The sequence below is a fragment of the Isoptericola variabilis 225 genome (assembly GCF_000215105.1).
Classification (GTDB): Bacteria; Actinomycetota; Actinomycetes; order Actinomycetales; family Cellulomonadaceae; genus Isoptericola; species Isoptericola variabilis_A.
On record NC_015588.1, the window covers coordinates 2,323,701 to 2,343,790 of the forward strand.

At 74.9% G+C, this 20,090-nt stretch carries 19 protein-coding genes and 1 pseudogene; 11 read left to right on the forward strand and 9 right to left on the reverse strand.

What is annotated here, in order from left to right:
• Positions 1–77 precede the first annotated feature (77 nt).
• Positions 78–836, forward strand: a complete 759-nt coding sequence (locus tag ISOVA_RS10870; RefSeq protein WP_013839276.1) for a YggS family pyridoxal phosphate-dependent enzyme — start codon at positions 78–80, stop codon at positions 834–836.
• Positions 837–854: 18 nt separating this feature from the next.
• Here the strand turns inward: ISOVA_RS10870 and ISOVA_RS10875 are convergent, their stop codons facing one another.
• Positions 855–1,931, reverse strand: coding sequence for a lipoate-protein ligase small subunit (locus ISOVA_RS10875; protein ID WP_013839277.1), 1,077 nt, complete (start codon positions 1,929–1,931; stop codon positions 855–857).
• A 132-nt stretch (positions 1,932–2,063) separates the two neighbouring features.
• On the opposite strand from ISOVA_RS10875, the gene ISOVA_RS10880 reads away from it, so the two are divergent.
• Entirely contained in the window at positions 2,064–2,927 is an 864-nt protein-coding gene (locus ISOVA_RS10880) for a MurR/RpiR family transcriptional regulator (RefSeq protein WP_013839278.1), read from the forward strand.
• Positions 2,928–2,933: 6 nt separating this feature from the next.
• Here ISOVA_RS10880 and cimA read toward each other — a convergent pair whose 3' ends face one another.
• Complete coding sequence (cimA, locus tag ISOVA_RS10885; protein WP_013839279.1) at positions 2,934–4,583, reverse strand: citramalate synthase; 1,650 nt, start codon at positions 4,581–4,583, stop codon at positions 2,934–2,936.
• Positions 4,584–4,796: 213 nt separating this feature from the next.
• The gene (locus tag ISOVA_RS15585) at positions 4,797–5,459 is read right to left on the reverse strand and encodes a helix-turn-helix transcriptional regulator (RefSeq protein WP_013839280.1); all 663 of its coding nucleotides are present in this window, start codon (positions 5,457–5,459) and stop codon (positions 4,797–4,799) included.
• Between ISOVA_RS15585 and ISOVA_RS10900 the strand changes: the two genes are divergently transcribed.
• The 9 genes from ISOVA_RS10900 to ISOVA_RS10935 all read left to right on the forward strand — a co-directional run bounded on the left by ISOVA_RS10900 (position 5,424) and on the right by ISOVA_RS10935 (position 14,121).
• Positions 5,424–6,005 carry a GAP family protein gene (locus ISOVA_RS10900; protein ID WP_081474859.1) on the forward strand — a complete coding sequence of 194 codons (582 nt, stop codon included), beginning with the start codon at positions 5,424–5,426 and terminating at the stop codon, positions 6,003–6,005. The two genes, ISOVA_RS15585 and ISOVA_RS10900, sit on opposite strands and share 36 nt — an antisense overlap.
• A 186-nt stretch (positions 6,006–6,191) precedes the next feature.
• Complete coding sequence (locus ISOVA_RS10905; protein WP_013839281.1) at positions 6,192–7,454, forward strand: inositol-3-phosphate synthase; 1,263 nt, start codon at positions 6,192–6,194, stop codon at positions 7,452–7,454.
• Positions 7,451–8,350, forward strand: coding sequence for an SCO3242 family prenyltransferase (locus tag ISOVA_RS10910; protein ID WP_013839282.1), 900 nt, complete (start codon positions 7,451–7,453; stop codon positions 8,348–8,350). The genes ISOVA_RS10905 and ISOVA_RS10910 overlap by 4 nt, the downstream gene beginning before the upstream one ends.
• Complete coding sequence (locus ISOVA_RS16985) at positions 8,347–9,258, forward strand: sugar phosphate isomerase/epimerase family protein (RefSeq protein ID WP_013839283.1); 912 nt, start codon at positions 8,347–8,349, stop codon at positions 9,256–9,258. Before ISOVA_RS10910 ends, ISOVA_RS16985 begins: the two co-directional genes overlap by 4 nt.
• Positions 9,255–9,896: an EboA domain-containing protein gene (locus tag ISOVA_RS16990; protein WP_013839284.1), complete on the forward strand. Its 642-nt coding sequence runs from the start codon at positions 9,255–9,257 to the stop codon at positions 9,894–9,896. The genes ISOVA_RS16985 and ISOVA_RS16990 overlap by 4 nt, the downstream gene beginning before the upstream one ends.
• 2 nt (positions 9,897–9,898) lie before the next feature.
• Positions 9,899–10,774 (forward strand): TatD family hydrolase, encoded by an 876-nt coding sequence (locus tag ISOVA_RS10920; RefSeq protein ID WP_013839285.1) that lies wholly within the window; start codon positions 9,899–9,901, stop codon positions 10,772–10,774.
• Between the two features lie 15 nt (positions 10,775–10,789).
• The gene (gene eboE, locus ISOVA_RS10925) at positions 10,790–11,980 is read left to right on the forward strand and encodes a metabolite traffic protein EboE (RefSeq protein ID WP_013839286.1); all 1,191 of its coding nucleotides are present in this window, start codon (positions 10,790–10,792) and stop codon (positions 11,978–11,980) included.
• Positions 11,977–13,398 (forward strand): alkaline phosphatase family protein, encoded by a 1,422-nt coding sequence (locus tag ISOVA_RS10930; protein WP_013839287.1) that lies wholly within the window; start codon positions 11,977–11,979, stop codon positions 13,396–13,398. Before eboE ends, ISOVA_RS10930 begins: the two co-directional genes overlap by 4 nt.
• Positions 13,399–13,470: 72 nt before the next feature.
• Positions 13,471–14,121 carry a hypothetical protein gene (locus ISOVA_RS10935; RefSeq protein WP_013839288.1) on the forward strand — a complete coding sequence of 217 codons (651 nt, stop codon included), beginning with the start codon at positions 13,471–13,473 and terminating at the stop codon, positions 14,119–14,121.
• A 36-nt stretch (positions 14,122–14,157) separates the two neighbouring features.
• Here the strand turns inward: ISOVA_RS10935 and ISOVA_RS16135 are convergent.
• The 6 genes and pseudogenes from ISOVA_RS16135 to ilvC all read right to left on the reverse strand — a co-directional run.
• Positions 14,158–15,108 (reverse strand): annotated as a pseudogene (locus ISOVA_RS16135) (DNA glycosylase AlkZ-like family protein); the annotation flags it as partial.
• 22 nt (positions 15,109–15,130) lie between these two features.
• Positions 15,131–16,273: a branched-chain amino acid aminotransferase gene (locus tag ISOVA_RS10945; protein WP_013839289.1), complete on the reverse strand. Its 1,143-nt coding sequence runs from the start codon at positions 16,271–16,273 to the stop codon at positions 15,131–15,133.
• 150 nt (positions 16,274–16,423) lie between these two features.
• Positions 16,424–17,467, reverse strand: coding sequence for a 3-isopropylmalate dehydrogenase (locus ISOVA_RS10950; RefSeq protein ID WP_013839290.1), 1,044 nt, complete (start codon positions 17,465–17,467; stop codon positions 16,424–16,426).
• A gap of 91 nt (positions 17,468–17,558) precedes the next feature.
• Positions 17,559–17,957 (reverse strand): VOC family protein, encoded by a 399-nt coding sequence (locus ISOVA_RS10955; protein WP_013839291.1) that lies wholly within the window; start codon positions 17,955–17,957, stop codon positions 17,559–17,561.
• Between the two features lie 52 nt (positions 17,958–18,009).
• Positions 18,010–18,558: an ASCH domain-containing protein gene (locus tag ISOVA_RS10960; RefSeq protein WP_013839292.1), complete on the reverse strand. Its 549-nt coding sequence runs from the start codon at positions 18,556–18,558 to the stop codon at positions 18,010–18,012.
• Positions 18,559–19,031: 473 nt separating this feature from the next.
• Complete coding sequence (ilvC, locus tag ISOVA_RS10965; protein ID WP_013839293.1) at positions 19,032–20,060, reverse strand: ketol-acid reductoisomerase; 1,029 nt, start codon at positions 20,058–20,060, stop codon at positions 19,032–19,034.
• Between the last annotated feature and the right edge of the window lie 30 nt (positions 20,061–20,090).

Below are 20,090 nucleotides of genomic sequence, written 5' to 3' on the forward strand. Positions count from 1 at the left end.
TCGCACGCCCGCGCGAACCCGGAAGGACCCTGAGATCGACCCTGATCCCGCCCCGCGCGCTCCGTAGACTGGCGCCCATGCCCACCAGCACCGGGATCGCGTCCCGGCTCGCCGCCGTGCGCGAGCGGGTCGACGCCGCCGCCACCGCCGCCGGGAGGGACCCCGCCGACGTGCGCGTCCTGCTCGCGACCAAGACGCAGGACGCCGCGACGGTGCGCGAGGCGGTCGCCGCGGCGTCGGACCTCGCGGCCGCGGCCGGCGACGACCGACCGGTGCTCGTCGGCGAGAACCGGGTGCAGGAACTCACCGCCAAGGCCCCCGACCTGGCCGACCTCGTCGCCGCGGGCCGGCTCGAGGTGCACATGATCGGGCACCTGCAGCGCAACAAGATCAACGCGACGCTCGCCACGGCGTCGTGCGTCGAGACGGTCGACTCGCTCGCCCTCGCCGAGGCCGTGGCGGCCCGGTGCGCGCGGGACGGGCGCGTCCTCGACGTCCTGGTGCAGGTCAACGTCTCGGGCGAGGAGAGCAAGTCGGGCGTCGCGCCCGACGCCGCCGCGGCGCTCGCGGCCGACGTCGCGGCCCTCGCCCCGCTGCGCCTGCGCGGGTTCATGACGATCGGCGCACGGTCCGACGACGACGCGGTCGTCCGGGCGGGCTTCGCCCGGCTGCGCACCGTGCGCGACGAGGTGCTGGCGAGCGGCGCACCGGGGACGGGAGAGGCGCGCGAGCTCTCGATGGGCATGACGGGCGACCTCGAGCTCGCCGTCGCCGAGGGCGCGACGATCGTCCGCGTCGGGACCGCCGTCTTCGGCGCCCGGCCCGCCCCGCGCTGACGCCGCCCCGCGCGCGGCCTACGGGACCCGGCCGATCCAGTCCGGGTTGGCGAACTTGGTCCGCACGAGCTCCTCGGCGCGCTCGATCTCCTCGGGCCGCAGCTGCGAGTCGACGGTGCTGTAGCGGCTCTTGAAGTGCTTCTCGAACGCGTCGACGATCGCCTCGCGGGACAGCCCGGTCTGCGAGCGCAACGGGTCCACGCGCTTGTTCGCGCTGCGGGTGCCCTTGTCGGAGAGCTTCTCGCGGCCGATGCGCAGCACCTCGAGCATCTTGTCGTTGTCGATGTCGTAGGCCATCGTCATGTGGTGCAGCACGGCGCCGCCGGCGAGCCGCTTCTGGGCCGAGCCGGCGAGCTTGCCCGCGGGGGACGCGATGTCGTTCATCCCTGAGAAGTACGCCTCGACGCCGACGTCCTTGAGCGCGCCGAGGACCCAGTCGTCGAGGAACGCGTACGACTGCTCGAACGTGAGCCCGTCGACGAGCGAGGCGGGCACCACGAGCGAGAACGTCACGCAGTTGCCGGCCTCCATGAACATCGCGCCGCCGCCCGAGATGCGCCGCACGACGGTGACGCCGTGCTTGACGACGCCCTCGGGGTCGACCTCGTTCTTCAGCGACTGGAACGAGCCGATGAACACGGCGCGCTCGGTCCAGTCCCAGAAGCGCAGCGTCGGGCCGCGCAGCCCCTCCGCGAGCTCCTCGGTGAGCACCTGGTCGAGCGCCGCGAGCATCGCGGGCGGCAGCGGCCCGGGCCGCAGGACCTCGAACGTGTGGTCCTCCCACGACGTCGCGTGCCCGAGCGCGCGCCGCACGGCCACCGCGACCGACCAGGCGTCGAACCCGACCATCGCGACCGGACCGGGCACCGTGCCGTCGGCCTCGGCCGCGCGCAGCGCCGTGTCGACCGCCGAGGCGAGGTCGCCCGTCGGCGTCGACTCGGGCAGCCCGGTCAGCGCCGCGTCGATGACCCCGAGGGCGTCGTCGGGCTCGAGGAAGAAGTCGCCGCTGACACGCACGTCCCGCATGAGGCCGTCGACCACCTGGACGTCCACCGCGACGAGCTTGCCGCCCGGGACCTTGTACTCACCACGCACGGGTCCACCGTAGCCGCGCGGACCGCACCGCGGGGCACCACTCTTGCCTCGGCAAACTTCCTTCAGCCCTCGAGCGTGCCGTGAAAGCCGGTGCCAGACTGGATCGAGACCGTCCGGAGCGAGGAGCGCACCATGGCCGGTGACGTGCTCGTCCGTCTTCGCCAGGCGCTGCCCACGCTCCGCCCCGCCGAGGCGCGCATCGCCGACGTGGTCCTCGACGACCCGACGGGCGCCGTCGGCTCCACCATCACCGAGCTCGCCGCCCGCGCCGCGACGTCGCAGGCGACCGTCGTCCGGTTCTGCCGCGCGGTCGGGTACGCGGGCTACCCCGAGTTCCGCATCGACCTCGCCCAGGCGACGAGCCGGCGCGCGGTCGAGCTCGAGCGCTCGGGCATCGACGAGGGCGAGATCGACCCGGCCGACGACGCGCCCGCCGTCGTGTCCAAGATCGCGTTCCACGAGGCGCGCACGATCGAGGAGACCGCCCGCCTGCTCGACCTCGACGCGCTCGAGCGGGCGGTCGCGGCCGTCGCCGACGCGTCCCGCACCGACGTGTTCGGCGTCGGCTCGAGCGGCCTGACGGCCCAGGACCTCGCCCGGAGGCTCGCGCGCATCGGGCTCGTGTCCCTGGCGCCGATCGACCCGCACGACCAGCTCCGGTCGGCCGCGCTGCTCGGTCCCGGCACGGTCGCGGTGGGCATCTCGCACACGGGCCGCACGCCCGAGCCGTGCCGCGCGCTCACGCTGGCGCGGGAGCGCGGGGCCACGACGATCGCCGTCACGAGCTTCCCCGCCTCGCCGCTGGGCGAGCAGGCCGACGTCGTGCTCACCACGACCGCGCGCGAGACCGGGTTCCTCGCCGGCGGGACGTCGAGCCGCATCGCGCAGCTCGCGGTCGTCGACGTCCTCGTCGTGCGCGTGGCGCAACGCCGCCGCGACGCCGCCGAGACCGCCCTCCGCGTGACGGACGAGGCGGTCCACCGGGCACACCCGTAGCGCGCCTCAGCGCGGGTCGACCCCCGCGTGCAGCAGCCCGTAGACGTGCGCGTCGATGAGCGCCTCCCACGCCGCCTCGATGACGTTGGGCCCGACGCCGACCGTCGACCACGAGTGCTGCCCGTCGGTGGTCTCGACGAGCACGCGGGTCGTCGCGTCGGTGCCCTGCTCCGCGTCGAGGATGCGCACCTTGAAGTCGATGAGCTCGAACCGGTCGATCTCCGGGTACACGCGCGTCAGCGCGCCGCGCAGCGCCTGGTCGAGCGCGTTGACGGGACCGTTGCCCTCGCCCGTGCTGACGATGCGCTCGCCGCCCGCGTGGAGCTTGACCGTGGCCTCGGCGACCGCCTCGGCGTCGCGCCGGTCCGGGTCGGGGTGGCCCGGGCCGGTGACGGTCTCGACGATCGTGCGCCAGCTCTCGACGTGGAAGAACGCGGGACGCGCACCCGTGAGCTCCTCGCGCAGCAGCAGCTCGAACGAGGCGTCCGCGGCGTCGAACGTGTAGCCCTGGGCCTCGGAGTCCTTGACCCGGTTGGTCACGCGGGTGAGCAGCTCGCCCTGGCCGGCGAGGTCGAAGCCGAGCTCGCGGCCCTTGAGCTCGACCGACGCGCGCCCGGCCATGTCCGAGACGAGCATGCGCATGTCGTTGCCGACCGCCGTCGGGTCGGCGTGCTGGTACAGGTCCGGGTCGACCTTGATGGCGCTCGCGTGCAGGCCGGCCTTGTGCGCGAAGGCGCTCGCGCCGACGTACGGCTGGCGGGCGTACGGGGAGATGTTCGTGATCTCCGAGACGGCGTGCGAGATCCGGGTCGCCTCGGCGAGGCCGTCGCCCGCGAGCGTGTGCACGCCGTGCTTCAGCGCGAGGTTCGCGACGACGGTCACGAGGTCGACGTTGCCCGTGCGCTCGCCGTAGCCGTTGATCGTGCCCTGCACGTGCGCGCAGCCGGCGTCGACGGCCGCGAGCGTGTTCCCGACGGCGCAGCCCGAGTCGTTGTGGGCGTGCATGCCGAGCAGCCGGTCGCCCGCCCGCGCGTCACGCCCGTGCGGCAGGCCGAGGGCCTCGCGCAGCTCGGTGACGATCTCGCCCACCCAGTTCGGCAGCATGCCGCCGTTGGTGTCGCACAGGGCGACGACCTCGGCGCCCGCGGCGAACGCCGCCTCGACGGCGGCGCGCGTGAACGCGGCGTCGTACCGGTAGCCGTCGAAGAAGTGCTCCGCGTCGACGACGACGCGGCGGCCCTCCCCCACGAGGAACTCGACGGTGTCGGTGATCATCGCGAGCCCCTCGTCGGGCGTCGTGCGCAGCGCGCGCTCGACGTGCCGCACGTCCGACTTGGCGACGAGCGTGATGACCGGGGTCTCGGCGTCGAGCAGCGCCCGCACCTGCGGGTCGTCCCACGCGCGCTGGCCGACCTTGCGCGTCGCGCCGAACGCGGCGAGGACCGCGTTCCTGAGGTCGAGCTCCTTGGCGGCGCGGCGGAAGAACTCGGTGTCCTTGGGCACGGCGCCGGGCCAGCCGCCCTCGATGAAGCCGACCCCGAGCTCGTCGAGCAGCGGCGCGATCGCGAGCTTGTCCGCGACGGAGAGGTTCATCCCCTCCTGCTGGGCGCCGTCGCGCAGGGTCGTGTCGTACACGTGGAACGGTGCCGAGGTCATCGTGACTCCTCGAGCTGGTGCGGCCATGAAAAAAGACCTCCCGGGTACGGAAGGTCTGCGCGTCCGGTGGAGGTGCGGCCGGACGCGCTAGGGAATGATGATCTCCCGGCGCGGGTGTGCGGGGCGTGTCATGCGCCACATGGTGCCACACGCCGCGCGGGCCGTCACCCGCGGTCCGCGCCCCGGACACCGGCCCCGCCCCGGGAGGGCGGCTCAGACGACGCCGGCCTCGCGCGCGACGATGGCCGCCTGCACGCGCGAGGTCACGCCGAGTTTGGCGAGCACGCGGGACACGTGCGTCTTGGCCGTCGCCTCGGTGATCACGAGCTCCTGCGCGATGGCCTGGTTCGACAGCCCGCGGCCGAGCGCCGCGAGCACGTCGACCTCGCGGCGCGTGAGCCCGTCCGGCAGGGTGCTCGACGCCCCGTCGGGCGCGCCGGGTGCACCGGCCGCGCCGCGTGCGCCCGCTCCGCCGGTCCCTCCGTGCTTGAGCGCGTTGGTCAGCGCCTCGCGCGCGATCCGGTAGGCGGCCTGGTCGACAGCGGCCGGCAGCTCGCCGGCCCGCGCGGACCCGAGCACCCCGTCCTCGTGGACCGTGACGTCGAGGCCGGCGTCGCGCGCCCAGGCGACGAGGTCGTCGAGCGCCGCGAGCCGCGGGGTGGCCGCGAGCCCCACGCCGTCGTCGCCCGGCTCGTCGGCGCGCAGCACCCGGATCATCGAGCGCATCTCGGCGAGCGAGGCGAGGCTCGCCTCGCGCACGCGAGTGAGCGCGTCCCGGTCGCGTCCGGCGTCGGGCGGTGCCGCGAGCGCCGCGCCCGAGGTGATCGCGATGGCGGACAGGTGGGACGCGATGACGTCGTGCAGGTCGCGGGCCATGGCGGTGCGCTCGGCGCGGACGCGTTCCTCGCCCGGTTCGGCGACGTGCTGTCGACGCGCGGGTTCGCCGTCGCCCAGCTCGCCGTCGGCGCGGGGCTCTTCGCGTTCAGCTTCACGCTCGACTCGAAGAAGGCCCGCGAGCGTGCGGCAGCGGGCGAGACGCCGGGCCGGCTGCGACGCTGGCGCGAGCGGGCCGTCGGGACCGAGCGCGGGTCGGCGCCGGCCCTGGCCGGCCTGGCGCTGACGATGGGGCTCGCCGAGGTCGCGACGATGCTGCCCTACCTCGCGGCGATCGGGCTCGTGTCCACGGCGGGCCTCGGCCGGCCCGAGGCGGCCGGCCTGCTCGTCGCGTACTGCGTCGTCATGGTGCTGCCGGCGCTCGTGCTCACCGCCGGGCGCGTCGTCGCCTCTCGGCTCGTGGAGCGCCCGCTGCGCCGGATCGACGCGTGGCTCACGAGGAACGCGGCGAGCGCGACCGCCTGGATCGTGGGCGTCGTCGGCTTCCTCGTCGCGCGGGACGCACTCGGCCGCCTCGGGATGATGTGACGCTACGATCGGCATGCATGCCCGGGGCAGCGACTTCGGCGCTCCAATCCGGGGTTTCCGCCGTTTGCATCAAGTCTTTTGATTGATAATCGGCAAAAGTGTCGCTAGCGTGACGCCCAGGGCGGCACCGCAGCCGCCTCTCGGTACCGACGCGTCCCCGCGCGCGCCGACGACCTGGGAGCGACGATGCACCACCACGCTGCTGACGACCTCACGCCGACCTCCGGCGTCCCCGAGCCCGCCGCCGGGCCGGGCGGGCGCACGGGCCTGTGGCTCGTGGGAGCGCGCGGCTCCGTCGCGACGACCGCGACGCTCGGCCTCGCGGCGCTGGCGCACGGCGACGCCGCCCCGACGGGCTGCGTGACCGCGCAGCCCGCGTTCGACGGCGTCCCCCTGCCCGCGTTCGCCGACCTCGTCGTCGGCGGGCACGACGTCTCGCCGTGCCCCATGGTCAAGCGCGCCGAGGCGCTCGTCGAGGCCGGCATGATCGCGCCGCGCTTCCTCGCGGCGGCGCGCCCCGCGCTCGAGTCCGCCGACGCCGAGGTGCGGACCGGGTACGACCCGCGCGAGCACCAGGGCTCCCAGCAGCAGGCCGCCGAGCGGCTCGCCGCCGACGTCGTCGCCTTCCGCGAGCGGCACCGGCTCGCGCGCGTCGTCGTCGTCGACCTCGCCTCGACCGAGCCGCCCGTCGAGCCGCTGCCCGAGCACGACGACGTGGACGCGCTGCGCGCGGCGCTCGCCGACCCGGCCCGGACGGTCCTGCCGCCGTCGTCGGTCACCGCGTACGCGGCCGTGCTCGCGGGCGCCCCGTACGCCGCGTTCACGCCGTCGGCCGGCATGGCCATCCCGGCGCTCACGCGCCTCGCGGCCGAGGCGGGCGTCCCCGTCGCCGGCCAGGACGGCAAGACCGGCCAGACCTGGCTGCGCACGGTGCTCGCCCCGGCCTTCGCCGCGCGCGGCCTGCGCGTGCTGTCGTGGGCCGGCACGAACCTGCTCGGCGGCGGCGACGGCGCCACGCTCGCCGACCCGGAGAACGTGCGGAGCAAGCTCGCGACGAAGTCGCGCGGCCTGCGCGACCTCACCGGCTCCGACACCACGCCGCTGCACATCGACAACGTGCCGGATCTCGGCGACATCAAGGTCGCGTGGGACCACGTGCACGTCGAGGGCTTCCTCGGCTCCCGCCTGACGCTGCAGACCACGTGGAGCGCGTACGACTCGATGCTCGCCGCCCCGCTCGTGCTCGACCTCGCCCGCCTGCTCGCGCTCGCGCACGCGGCCGGCGTCGCCGGCCCGGTGCCCGAGCTCGGGTTCTTCTTCAAGGACCCGTGGGCGTCCGACACGCACGACGCCGCCGCGCAGGCGGCCGAGCTGCAGGCCTGGGCCCGGGACGTCGCGGACCGTCTCGCCGCCCGCGAGACCCCCGGCGCGCCCCGGGCCGGGGCGTGACCCCCCGCGACGTCGCCGAGCTCGTCCGCGCCCCCGCGGCGCTGACCGTGCTCGGCGACACCCTCGCCGGCATGGCGTCGGCGCCCCCGGGGACCCGCGTCCCGGCGCGCCGGGCGCTGCTGCCCGCGGCGTCGGCGTGCCTCTACCTCGGCGGCATGGCGCTCAACGACTACGCGGACCGCGACCTCGACGCCGTCGAGCGGCCCGAGCGGCCCCTGCCGTCCGGGCGCGTGACGCCGGGCCAGGCGCTCGCCGTCGGTGCCGGGCTCACCGCGGCGGGCGTCACGATCGCGGGCGTGGCGGGCGGTCGCCGCTCGCTCGCCGTCGCGCTGCCGCTGGCCGCGTGCGTCTGGACCTACGACCTCGTGGCCAAGGACCGCCCCGTGGGCCCGGTGGTCATGGCCGCGTGCCGCGGGCTCGACGTCCTGCTCGGCGCGGCCCCCACCGGCCTGCGCCCGGCCCTGCCCGCCGCGGGCGCGCTCGCGGCCCACACCCTCGGCGTCACCGCGCTCTCGCGCGGCGAGGTGCACGGCACGACGACAGCAGTCGCCGGCACGGTCGCGGCCGGCACGGTCGCGGTCACCGCCCTGAGCGCCGCCGCCGCCGTGGCCCGCGGCGGCACGGGCTCGGCGGCGAGCCGCGTCGGCGCGGTCGCCGCCGCGGCGGCCTACGCGGCCTCGTGCCTGCCGGCGCAGGCGCGTGCCGCCCAGGACCCCTCGGCCGGCGCCGCGCGCGCCGCGACCGGCGCGGGCATCCGTGCCATGGTCCCGCTGCAGGCGGCATGGACCCTGCGGGGCGGGCGTCTCGCCTCGACCGCCGTCCTGGCCGCGGCGGCGGCCGCCGGCCAGCTCCTGCGGCGCCGCAGCCGTGCCCGGGCGGGGGTGAGCATCACGTGAGCGACCCCGGCGCACCCCCGTTCCTGCTCGGCTACGGCACCAACGGCTTCGGCGACCACCCGCTGCCCGCCGCGCTCGACGTCCTCGACGCGCTCGGCTACGACGCCGTCGCCCTCACGCTCGGCTTCCCGCACCTCGACCCGTTCTCGGCGAGCGCGGACGCCGAGGTCGCTGCCGCCGGCGACCGGCTCGCCCGCATGCGCGGCGGCTCGGGCGCGGCCGTCGTCGTCGAGACGGGCACGCGCTTCCTGCTCGACCCGTGGACCAAGCACCGCCCGACGCTCGTGGACGCCGAGGCCGAGCTGCGGCTGCGCTACCTCGAGCGCGCGGTCGACGTCGCGGCGGCGCTCGGGGCGACGTGCGTGAGCTTCTTCTCCGGGATCCTCCCGGCGCACGACGCCCCGGCCGAGGGCTGGGCGCGCCTGCGCGACCGGCTCCCACGGCTCCTGGGCCACGCGCGCGACCGGGGCGTGCGCCTGTCGCTCGAGCCCGAGCCCGGGATGCTCGTCGAGACCGTCGCCGACGCGCTGCGCCTGCACGCGCAGCTCGGCGACCCGGACGGCCTCGGCGTGACCGTCGACGTCGGGCACTGCCTCGTCGTCGAGCCCGACGGCGTGACGGGCGCCCTCGAGGCGGCCGCCCCGCTGCTCACCAACGTCCAGCTCGACGACATGCCGCGCACGCACCACGAGCACCGCCCGTTCGGCGAGGGCGACCTCGATCTGCGGCTGACGCTCGCGACCCTCGCGGACGTCGGCTACACCGGCGTCGCCGCCGTCGAGCTGCCCCGCCACTCGCACGACGCCCCGAACCTCGCCCGCGCGAGCATCGACGCCCTGCGCGCGGCGTGGGCCGACGTCGTCGGCTCCGCCGTCCCTCAGGCCGAACCCGAGGAGGTCCACCCATGACATCCACCTGGCTCGACGACGCCCGCGCCGACGTCGCGCGCGACCCCGACACGCTCGCGCGCGCCTTCGCGCTCGCCGGGCGCAAGGTCGGGCGCGGGCCGCTCCGGCCCGACGCCGACCCCACGGGCGTGGTGCACGGCACGGTCGACGACGCCGCGCGCGCCGAGCTCGTCGTCGCGGTCGTCGACGCCGCCGGCGCGGCCGGGGCCGCCACCCGCCTCGCGGAGCTCTACCGGCACGGTGACGCCGCCGAGCGGCGCGGCGTCCTGCGCGGCCTCGACGCGCTCGAGCGGCGCGCCGCGACGGACGACGGCACGCCTGCGGACGACGTCGCACCGCTCGTCAGCACCGGCGTCGAGCTCGCCGAGGACGCCCTGCGGACGAACGACCCGTCGCTCGTGGCCGCCGCGGTGGGCCCGTTCGGCAGCCACCACCTCGACCAGCACACCTGGCGCCACGCGGTCCTCAAGCTCGTGTTCATGGGCGTGAGCCTCGACGCGGTCGCCGACCTCGAGGCACGCACCGACGACGAGCTCGCGCGCATGGCCGCCGACTTCGCGGCCGAGCGCCGCGCGGCAGGCCGGCCCGTCCCGGCCGACGTCGACCGCCTGGTCCCCGCCACGAGCACGAAGGAGTGAGCATGCGCATCCTCGACCCGCACATCCACATGACGAGCCGGACGACCGACGACTACGAGGCCCTGTACGCCGCGGGCGTTCGGGCCGTCGTCGAGCCGGCCTTCTGGCTCGGGCAGCCGCGCACGAGCGTCGGCTCGTTCCTCGACTACTTCGACTCGCTGCTCGGCTGGGAGAGGTTCAGGGCCGCGCAGTTCGGCATCCGGCACCACGCGACGATCGCGCTCAACCCGAAGGAGGCGAACGACCCGCGCTGCCGCGAGGTGCTCGCCGAGATCCCGCGCTACCTGCTCAAGGACGGCGTCGTGGCCGTCGGCGAGGTCGGCTACGACTCGATGACCCCCGCCGAGGACGAGGTCTTCGCCGCCCAGCTGCAGATGGCCCGCGAGGCCGAGCTGCCCGTGCTCGTGCACACGCCGCACCGCGACAAGCTCGCCGGGACGCGCCGCACGCTCGACGTCGTGCGCGAGTCGGGGCTGCCGGCGGGCCACGTGCTCGTCGACCACCTCAACGAGACCAACGTGGCCCTCGTGCTCGACGCGGGCGCGTGGGCGGGCTTCTCGATCTACCCCGACACCAAGATGGACGAGCACCGCATGGTCGCCCTCCTCCAGGAGCACGGGCTCGAGCGCATGATCGTGAACTCCGCCGCGGACTGGGGCCGCTCGGACCCGCTGAAGACCGTGAAGACCGCCCGCGCGATGCTCGAGGCGGGCTTCACCGAGGACGACGTCGACCGCGTGCTGTGGCGCAACCCTGTCGAGTTCTACGGGCAGTCGGGCAACCTCGTCCTCGACCCGGTCCCGGGCTTCGTGCCCGGGGAGGTGCCCGCTCCCGCCGAGTTCGAGGGCTCGTCCGTCCTGCGCGGCGCGCGGGTCTGACCGGGGGCCGCGCACGTGCTTCTCTCGTACTGCACCAACGTCCACCCCGCCGAGGACCTCGACGGCGTCGTCGCGCAGCTCGAGCGCTACGCCGCGCCCGTGCGCGCGGCGTCGGGCCTCGACGAGCTCGGCGTCGGGCTGTGGCTGCCCGCCGCGCTCGCGCACCGCCTCGACCGCTCCGCGGCCGACCGCGAGCGCCTGCGCGCCGTGCTCGCCGAGCACCGGCTCGTCGTGCACACGCTCAACGCGTTCCCGTACGGCGGGTTCCACGACGACGTGGTCAAGCTCGCGGTGTACTCCCCCACGTGGGCCGAACGGGCGCGCCTGAGCTACGTGCTCGCGTGCGCGCGCGTGCTCGCGGACCTCCTGCCCGACGGCGTCGACGGCTCGATCTCGACGCTCCCGCTCGCGTGGCGCGCCCCGTGGACGGCCGCCGACGACGACGAGGCGACGCGCGCGTTCGCGCGGCTGTCGGCCGAGCTGCGGGACCTCGCGGCGCGGACCGGGCGGGTCGTGCGCGTCGCCGTCGAGCCCGAGCCCGGCTGCGTGCTCGACACCGTGGACGACGTCGTCGCGTGGCTCGCGCCGCGCACCGCCGCCGACCGGCCCGACGACGTGCGGATCGACCCCGAGCACGTCGGGGTGTGCCTCGACACCTGCCACCTCGCGGTGTCGTTCGCCGACCCGGCGGGTGCGGTGCGCCGCATCACCGACGCGGGCCTGCGCGTGGTCAAGGTCCAGGCGTCGGCCGCGCTGCACGTCGCCGACCCGTCCGACCCCGCGGCGCGTGCCGCCGTCGGGCGGTTCGCCGAGCAGCGGTACCTGCACCAGACGCGCGAGCTCGGGCCCGACGGCACCGTGCGCGGCGTGGACGACCTCCCGCCCGCCCTCGCCGGCGCCCTGCCCGGCGAGGGTCCCTGGCGCGTGCACTTCCACGTGCCGCTGCACCACGAGCCGGCGGCCCCGCTCGGCTCGACGACCGACGTCCTGCGCGAGGCGGTGGCCGCCGTCGCGGCCGCACCGCACGGCGACGCCGTGCACCTCGACGTCGAGACCTACACCTGGTCCGTGCTGCCGCCCGACGTCCTGCCGGGCGGCGACGACGAGCTCGCCGCGGGCATCGCCGCCGAGGTGCGGTGGGCCGCCGAGCACCTGCTGGACCCGGCGCCGGCCGCGGCCGGTCGCCCCGAGAGGAGCGCCGTATGAAGCCCGTCCTGCTGCTCGACGTCGTCGGGCTGACCGCCAAGGCGCTGGCGCACATGCCCCGCCTGCGACGCCTCGCCGCGGGCGGGTGGTCCTCCGAGCTCGCGACCGTGCTGCCCGCCGTGACGTGCAGCGTGCAGTCGACCATGCTCACCGGCCTGTCCCCCGCCGAGCACGGCATCGTCGGCAACGGCTGGTACTTCCGCGAGCTGGGCGACGTCTACCTGTGGCGCCAGCACAACCGGCTCGTCGCGGGCGAGAAGCTGTGGGAGGCCGCGCGCCGCGCCGACCCGGAGTACTCGGCGGCCAACGTGTGCTGGTGGTACGCGATGGGCATGACGACCGACGTGACCGTCACGCCGCGCCCGATCTACCACGCCGACGGGCGCAAGTCGCCCGACGCGTACGTGCGCCCGCCGGCCCTCCACGACGAGCTGACGGACCGGTTCGGCGACTTCCCGCTGTTCACCTACTGGGGCCCGACGGCGTCGATCACCTCGACCCGGTGGATCGTCGACGCGACGCGGCACCTGCTGCGCACCCGCGCGTCGGACCTCACGATGGCCTACCTGCCGCACCTCGACTACGACCTGCAGCGCTTCGGCCCGGACTCGCCGCAGGCCGACGCCGCGGCCGCCGAGCTCGACGCCGCGATGGCGCCGCTGCTCGACCAGGCCGAGGCCGACGGCGTCACGGTCGTCGTGGTCTCGGAGTACGGCATCGCCGAGGCGAACCGGCCCGTGCACCTCAACCGCATCCTGCGGCGCGAGGGCCTGCTCGAGGTGTACGTGCAGGACGGCCGCGAGCAGCTCGACCCGTGGACGTCGCGCGCCTTCGCGGTCGCCGACCACCAGGTCGCGCACGTCTACGTCACCGACGACGCGGACGTGCCGCGCGTCGCCGACCTGCTCCGGGGCGTCCCGGGCGTCGACGAGGTGCTCGACCGCCAGGCGCAGGCCCGCTACGGGCTGGACCACGAGCGGTCGGGCGAGCTCGTCGTCGTCGCCGACCCGGGCGCGTGGTTCACGTACTACTTCTGGCTCGACGACGCGCGGGCGCCCGAGTACGCACGCGGCGTCGACATCCACCGCAAGCCGGGCTACGACCCGGCCGAGCTCTTCTTCGACCCGGCCGACCCGCTCGCCAAGGCGAAGGCGGGGCTCAACCTGGTGCGCAAGAAGCTCGGCCTGCGCTACGCGATGAGCACCGTCCCGCTCGACGCGTCGTACGTGCGCGGCACGCACGGCCGCCTGCCCACGTCGTCCGCGGACACGCCGCTCGTGCTGTGCTCCGACGCGCGCGTGCCGGCGTCGGTCGCGCCGTTCGTCGAGGCCGACGGGCGGCAGGTGCCCGCCGCGGGGGTCAAGGACCTCGTGCTCGAGCTCCAGGGCCTGCGGGAGGGGGCGAGCACGCCGCGGTGACGAGCGTTTGCCCTGCGTACGGCGGGGTTCTGTGGTCGGCTGGAGGATGACACCGACTGCAGGAGGCGCGTCATGAGCGACACCCGGCGTCCCTACGGACAGCCCGACCCCGAGCACGACCGTGGCGCCGTCCCGCCTCAGGACCCCGCGTACCCCCCGGCGGTCCCGCCGCCCGCGTACGACACGCGGCCGATCGTCGTCCCGTCGCCGGCGTACGAGCAGCGCCCGGGCACGGTCCCGACGGGCGAGCCCGCCGACGCCTGGGACGCCCCCGTCCCGGCGCCGGGCGAGAACCTGCGGCTCAACGCGGGCCGCTTCTGGGCCGGCGCCGCCGCGACCGTGCTCGTGTGCGCCCTCATCGGCTTCGCCGCGTCCGTGATCATCGAGCAGGTCTTCGACCTCGAGCTGCTGTCGCCGCCCGACCTGTTCGACGCCGGCACGAGCGCCTCGTGGGCGGGTGCGGGCGCGCTGTTCGCGCTGCTCGCCGCCGTCGTGCTGCAGCTCCTCGTCGTCGCGACGCCGCGGCCCAGCATGTTCTTCGGCTGGCTCGTCGGGCTCACGGCGGTGATCCTGGCGGTCCTGCCGTTCACGGGCGACCCCGACGTCCTGCCGGCGGTGCTGACCGCGCTCGTGTGGATCGTCCTCGGCCTCGCCGTGTGGTCGATGCTGACCGGGGTGCTCAGCCGGACGATCGTGCGTCCGCTGCCGCCGCCCGCCAGGTGACGACCAGGTCCCCGCGACCCGGCCGTCGACCCAGAACGTCGGCAGCACGTCGCCGTTGCGCCGGTACACGGCTGCGGCGGCCTCGTCGTCGAGCAGCCGTCCCCGCTCCTGGTGGGCCACCAGGAGGTGCTCCCAGCGCGGGAGCAGGCGCACGGGCGCCGGCGCGTCGCCGTCGACCGTCTCGCCGTCGGCGACGTCGAGCAGCTCGCGGCCGTCCGGGTCCACGAGCACGCGCAGGTCGAGGCGGGCCATCGCGCGCTTGAGCGGCGTCGCGCCGCGCACGCCGAGCCCGCGCGCGACGTCGGCGGCCGTCGCCGGCCCGAACGCCCGCAGGTAGCGCTCGACCGCCCGGGCCCGGGCCTCGTCCGGCTCGGGCACCTCGACCGGCAGCGGCAGGACCTCGGCGAACCACACGCGCCCGTCGACGTACCGCGGCGCACCGTGCGAGCCCCACCGGCCGCTCGGCGGCACGTGCACGAGCCCTCCGGCGGCCGAGGCCAGACGCCACCACGCGCGGCTCACGCCGCCCGGGATCGCGGCCGCGGCGTCGACCCCCGGGTGCCGGTCGGCGGCGAACGCCTCGACCTCGTCGACCGTGCGCGGCTCGGCGCAGTACGCCCGCACCGCCGCGTTGAGCTCGGTCAGGTCGATCCCGGCGCGGCGGGCACTCGGGAGCTACGCCGCGAGCCGCTGCTCGGCCGAGACGGCGTCGAGCAGCGGCCAGTCGACCGACGGGACGAGGTGCAGCGTCGAGCGCATGACCGCCGCCTTGACCAGGGTGCGGTCGGTGAGCGCGCCCTCGAGGTCGGCGATCGTCTGGTCCGCGCGCCGCGCGTGCAGTGCGACGTACGGCATGTCCGCGTGCTGGGCCTGCAGGCCGCCCACGGCCCGCACGACGACCTCGACGTCGTCGTGCGAGCGCGCGAGCAGCCGCTGCCGGGCCAGCGTGGTCCGGTTGAGCTCGGCGTGCGTGACCGTCAGGCTCATCGCTCCCCGCGGGCCGCGGACGTCACGCCAGGCGACGCATCCAGCCGTGACGGTCGGCCGCGCGCCCGTACTGGATGTCGGTGAGCTCGGTGCGGATCGCCATCGTCAGCTCGCCCGGCTCGCCGTCGGCCACCTTCGAGTCGAACGTCCCGCCCGCGAGGCGGCCGATCGGCGTCACGACGGCGGCGGTGCCGCACGCGAACACCTCGCGCACGCTGCCGTCGCCGAGGCCGGCGACGAGCTCGGCGAGCGGGATGCGGCGCTCGACGACCTCGCGGCCCTGGTCGGCGACCAGGCGCAGGATGGACGAGCGCGTGACGCCCTCGAGGATCGAGCCGGTGAGCTCGGGCGTGTGCACGGAGCCGTCGGCCATGACGACGAAGACGTTCATGCCACCGAGCTCCTCGAGGTAGGAGTTCGTCGTCGAGTCGAGGAAGCACACCTGGTCGCAGCCGTGCTGCTGCGCCTCGACCTGCGGCAGCAGGCTCGCGGCGTAGTTGCCGCCGCACTTGGCGGCGCCGGTGCCGCCGGGTCCGGCGCGGTGGTAGTCCTCGGACACCCAGATCGACACGGGCCGCACGCCGCCCGCGAAGTACGGGCCGACGGGCGAGGCGATGACGAGGTACTCGACCTCGGCGGCCGGTCGCACGCCGAGGAACGGCTCGGACGCGAACATGAAGGGGCGCAGGTAGAGGCTCGAGTCCTCGCCGCCCGGCACCCATGCCAGGTCGGTCCGGACGAGCGCCGTGATGGAGCCGATGAAGTCGTCGACGCTCAGGGCGGGCAGCGCGAGGCGGTGCGCGGAGCGGGCGAAGCGGGCGGCGTTCTCCTCCGGTCGGAAGGTCCACACCGAGCCGTCGGCGTGCTTGTACGCCTTCATGCCCTCGAAGATCTCCTGCGCGTAGTGCAGGACGGCGGTGGCCGGGTCGAGCTGCAGCGGGCCGTACTTCTCGATGCGCCGGTTGACCCACCCGTCGGCCTGGCGCCACGAGATGCGCGCCATGTGGTCGGTGAAGACGGTGCCGAACTTCGGGTGCTCGAGCGCGGCCTCGCGCTCGGCGTCGGGCGTGGGCGTGTCCGTGGAGGTGACCTCGAACAGCGCGACGAGGTCTTCGAGCTCGCTGCGGAGGATCGAGCTGCTGCTGCTGGTGGTGCTGCTGGTCATGGTGGCGGGGCCCTTTCAGGTGCGGACCCCTGTAGTGTTCCACGCCTCGAACGACGCGGCCTACGCCTGCAGCGGTCCTGGTGGATCGGACGGTGCTGGGGCGGACGGCCGGGTCGCTGCCGGCGGGGAGCGCGCTGCGGTGCGGACCCCTCAGCCGGCGACGCGGGCGGCGAGCTCGCGCCCGACCTCGGCCGTCGAGCGTACTCGGCCGCCGCGCTCGGCGAGGTCGGCGGCGACGGCGGTCTCGACGCGCCGGGCCTCCTCGGTCAGGCCGAGGTGGTCGAGCAGGAGCGCGACCGACAGCACGGTCGCGGTGGGGTCGGCCTTGCCCTGGCCCGCGATGTCGGGCGCCGAGCCGTGCACCGGCTCGAACATGGACGGCGCGGTGCGGTCGGGGTTGATGTTGGCCGACGCCGCCAGGCCGATGCCGCCGGTGATGGCCGCCGCCTGGTCGGTGAGGATGTCGCCGAACAGGTTGTCCGTGACGATGACGTCGAAGCGCGACGGGTTGGTCGTGAGGAAGATCGTCGCGGCGTCGACGTGCAGGTAGTCGGTCGTCACGTCGGGGAACTCGGCGTTCACGGCCTCGACCGTGCGGCGCCACAGGTGGCCGGCGTGGACGAGGACGTTGTGCTTGTGCACGAGCGTGAGGTGCTTGCGGGGGCGCGCCTGCGCGCGGGCGAAGGCGTCGCGCACGACGCGCTCGACGCCGAACGCCGTGTTGATCGACACCTCGGTCGCGATCTCGTGGGGCGTGCCGGTGCGCAGCGAGCCGCCGTTGCCCACGTACGGGCCCTCGGTGCCCTCGCGCACGACGACGAAGTCGACCTCGCCCGGGTTCGCGAGCGGACTCGTGACGCCCTCGTAGAGCTTGGCGGGGCGCAGGTTCACGTAGTGGTCGAGCGAGAACCGCAGCTTGAGCAGGAGCCCGCGCTCGAGCACGCCCGACGGGACGCTCGGGTCGCCGATCGCGCCGAGCAGGATCGCGTCGTGCTCCTTGATCCGGCCCAGGTCCTCGTCGGTCAGGGTCTCCCCCGTCGCGTGCCAGCGGCGCGCGCCCAGGTCGAACTCGGTCGTGGAGATCTTGACGTCGGAGCCGGCCACCGCCGACTCGAGCACGGCGAGCCCCTGCTCGACCACCTCGGTACCGATGCCGTCGCCTGCCACCACTGCCAGATCGATGCTCCGCGTCATGGGCCGAGCCTACGCCGCGGACGCCAGGATGCGGGACAGGTGTCTCATCACTCGGTCACGACGGCGGCTGACCTGCGGCACCGCGAACCGGTCACCGCTCGCGCGCCGACAGGACGCAGAACTCGTTGCCGTCCGGGTCGGCGAGCACGGTCCACGTCGCGTCGTCGGGCTGGCCCACGTCGACGACCGTGGCGCCCATGCCGACGAGCCGGGCGATCTCCGCGTCTCGGTCGTCGCTCGTGTGCGGGGCGAAGTCCCAGTGCAGGCGGTTCTTCATCGTCTTCTCGTGCTCGACCGGCACGAAGACCATGCCGGGCGGCACCTGGTGGAAGTCGAGCCTCTCGGAGAGCTCCATGGCCCACGGCGGCACCACGACGCTCTCGGAGTCGAGCTCGAAGATCACCTGCCAGCCGAGCGCCTCGGCCCACCAGCGGGCCAGCCTCCGGTGGTCGGTCGACTCCACCACGGTCGAGTACCAGCGCAGCGCCATCGCCGTCTCCTCTCGTCCCGCCCGACGCTAGCGCCCGCCACCGACAGCGCCGTCAGGCGCCGTACAGGACCTCGAAGCGCTCGCAGACGACCGGCATGGACGGGTCGAACTCGTCGCCGACCGCCTCGAGCTGACGCCGCCAGTACCGCTCGTGGCCCTCGCGCCACGTCTCGAGCGTGCGGTCGTCCTCGCCCTCGAGGTGCGCGTGCTCGGCGGTCACCTCGGCGAACGGCACGACGTCGACGCGCGTCGTGCGGATGAGCAGGCGCGGGTCCCCCGCGCCGTCGAGCACGATCGACAGGTCGCCCTTCGCAGGGACCGGCTCGCCCGCGCGCTCGAACTCGGACACGAGCTCCGCCGTCGCCGTCTTTGTGCCGTCGAGGACGAGCTGGAGCAGCTCGTCGGCGAGCTCGGGCGAGTCGCCGAACGACCAGGCCTGCGGCGCGACCGTCGTCGCCGTCGTCTCCCCGATGACCCCGCCGACCGTGTTCCGGTTGACCCGCACCCGCGCGGTCTCCCAGAACCGCAGGATCTTCTCCGCCTGCGCGGTGTCGTCGAGGCCGGTGGTCTCGGGCTCCGTGCCCGACGTCGCGTCGCTCATGCGCCCATCCTGCCACCGCCGACGTAGCGCCCGACCCGCCGAGGTAGCGCGCGATCCCGCGAGGTAGCGCACCGCCGCGCGAAGTAGCGCGCAATCCCGCGAGGTAGCGCACCGCCACGCGAAGTAGCGCGCAATCCCGCGAGGTAGCGCACCGCCACGCGAAGTAGCGCGCGGTTCGCCGACGCCGCGAGCACCTTGGTCCGGATCGTCTACCGCGCCCGCCTGGACCGAGGCCAAGCTCGTCGACGCCGCGTTGCGCATGGCCGGGCTCACCGTCTGACGCGAGCACCGCCGTCGGGCACCGGACGACCGGCCGTCGCTACCTCGCCGAAAGAGAGCGCTACCTCGCGAAGGAACGCGCTACCTCGTCGAGAGGCGCGCTACCTCGGCGGAAGGATGAACACGAACGCGCGGCCGCCGTCCCGGGATCACCGGGGACGACGGCCGCGCGCGTCGCTGCTGACGATGGTGGGTCAGCGAGCGGCGCTGCCCTCCGTGTAGTCGGAGTCAGCGGGCTTGATCCAGGCGAACATCTTGCGCAGCTCGCGGCCGGTGGCCTCGATCGGGTGCTGCTCGCCCTTGGCGCGCAGCGCCTTGAACTCGGGTGCGCCGGCGTCCTGGTCGGCGATGAAGCGCTCGGCGAAGGCACCCGACTGGATGTCCGCGAGCACGGCCTTCATGTTCTCCTTGACGTGCGGGTCGATGACGCGCGGTCCGGAGACGTAGTCGCCGTACTCGGCCGTGTCGGAGACCGACCAGCGCTGCTTGGCGATGCCGCCCTCGACCATGAGGTCGACGATGAGCTTGAGCTCGTGCAGCACCTCGAAGTACGCGACCTCGGGCTGGTAGCCGGCCTCGGTGAGGACCTCGAAGCCGTACTGGACGAGCTGCGAGGCGCCGCCGCACAGGACGGCCTGCTCGCCGAACAGGTCGGTCTCGGTCTCCTCGGTGAAGGTCGTCTTGATGCCCGCGGCGCGCAGGCCGCCGATCGCCTTGGCGTAGGACAGCGCGACGTCCCAGGCCGAGCCCGAGGCGTCCTGCTCGACGGCGACGATCACGGGCACGCCGCGGCCGTCGACGTACTCGCGGCGCACGAGGTGGCCCGGGCCCTTGGGGGCGACCATGAGGACGTCGTGGTCGGCCTCGGGCTTGATGTAGCCGAAGCGGATGTTGAAACCGTGCCCGAAGACGAGCGCGGCGCCGTCCTTGAGGTTCGGCGCGATCTCGTCGCGGTACAGGTGACGCTGCACCTGGTCGGGGGCGAGGATCACGACGACGTCGGCCTCGGCCACGGCCTCGGCGACGGGCAGGACCCGCAGGCCCTCGTCCTCGGCCTTGGCGACCGACGCCGAGCCCTCGCGCAGGCCGACGCGGACGTCGACGCCCGAGTCGCGCAGGTTGAGCGCGTGGGCGTGCCCCTGGCTGCCGTAGCCGATGACGGCGACCTTGCGCTGCTGGATGATGGACAGGTCGGCGTCGTCGTCGTAGAACAGCTCAGCCACGGTGGTGCTCCTCTTTCTCGGTGATGCGAG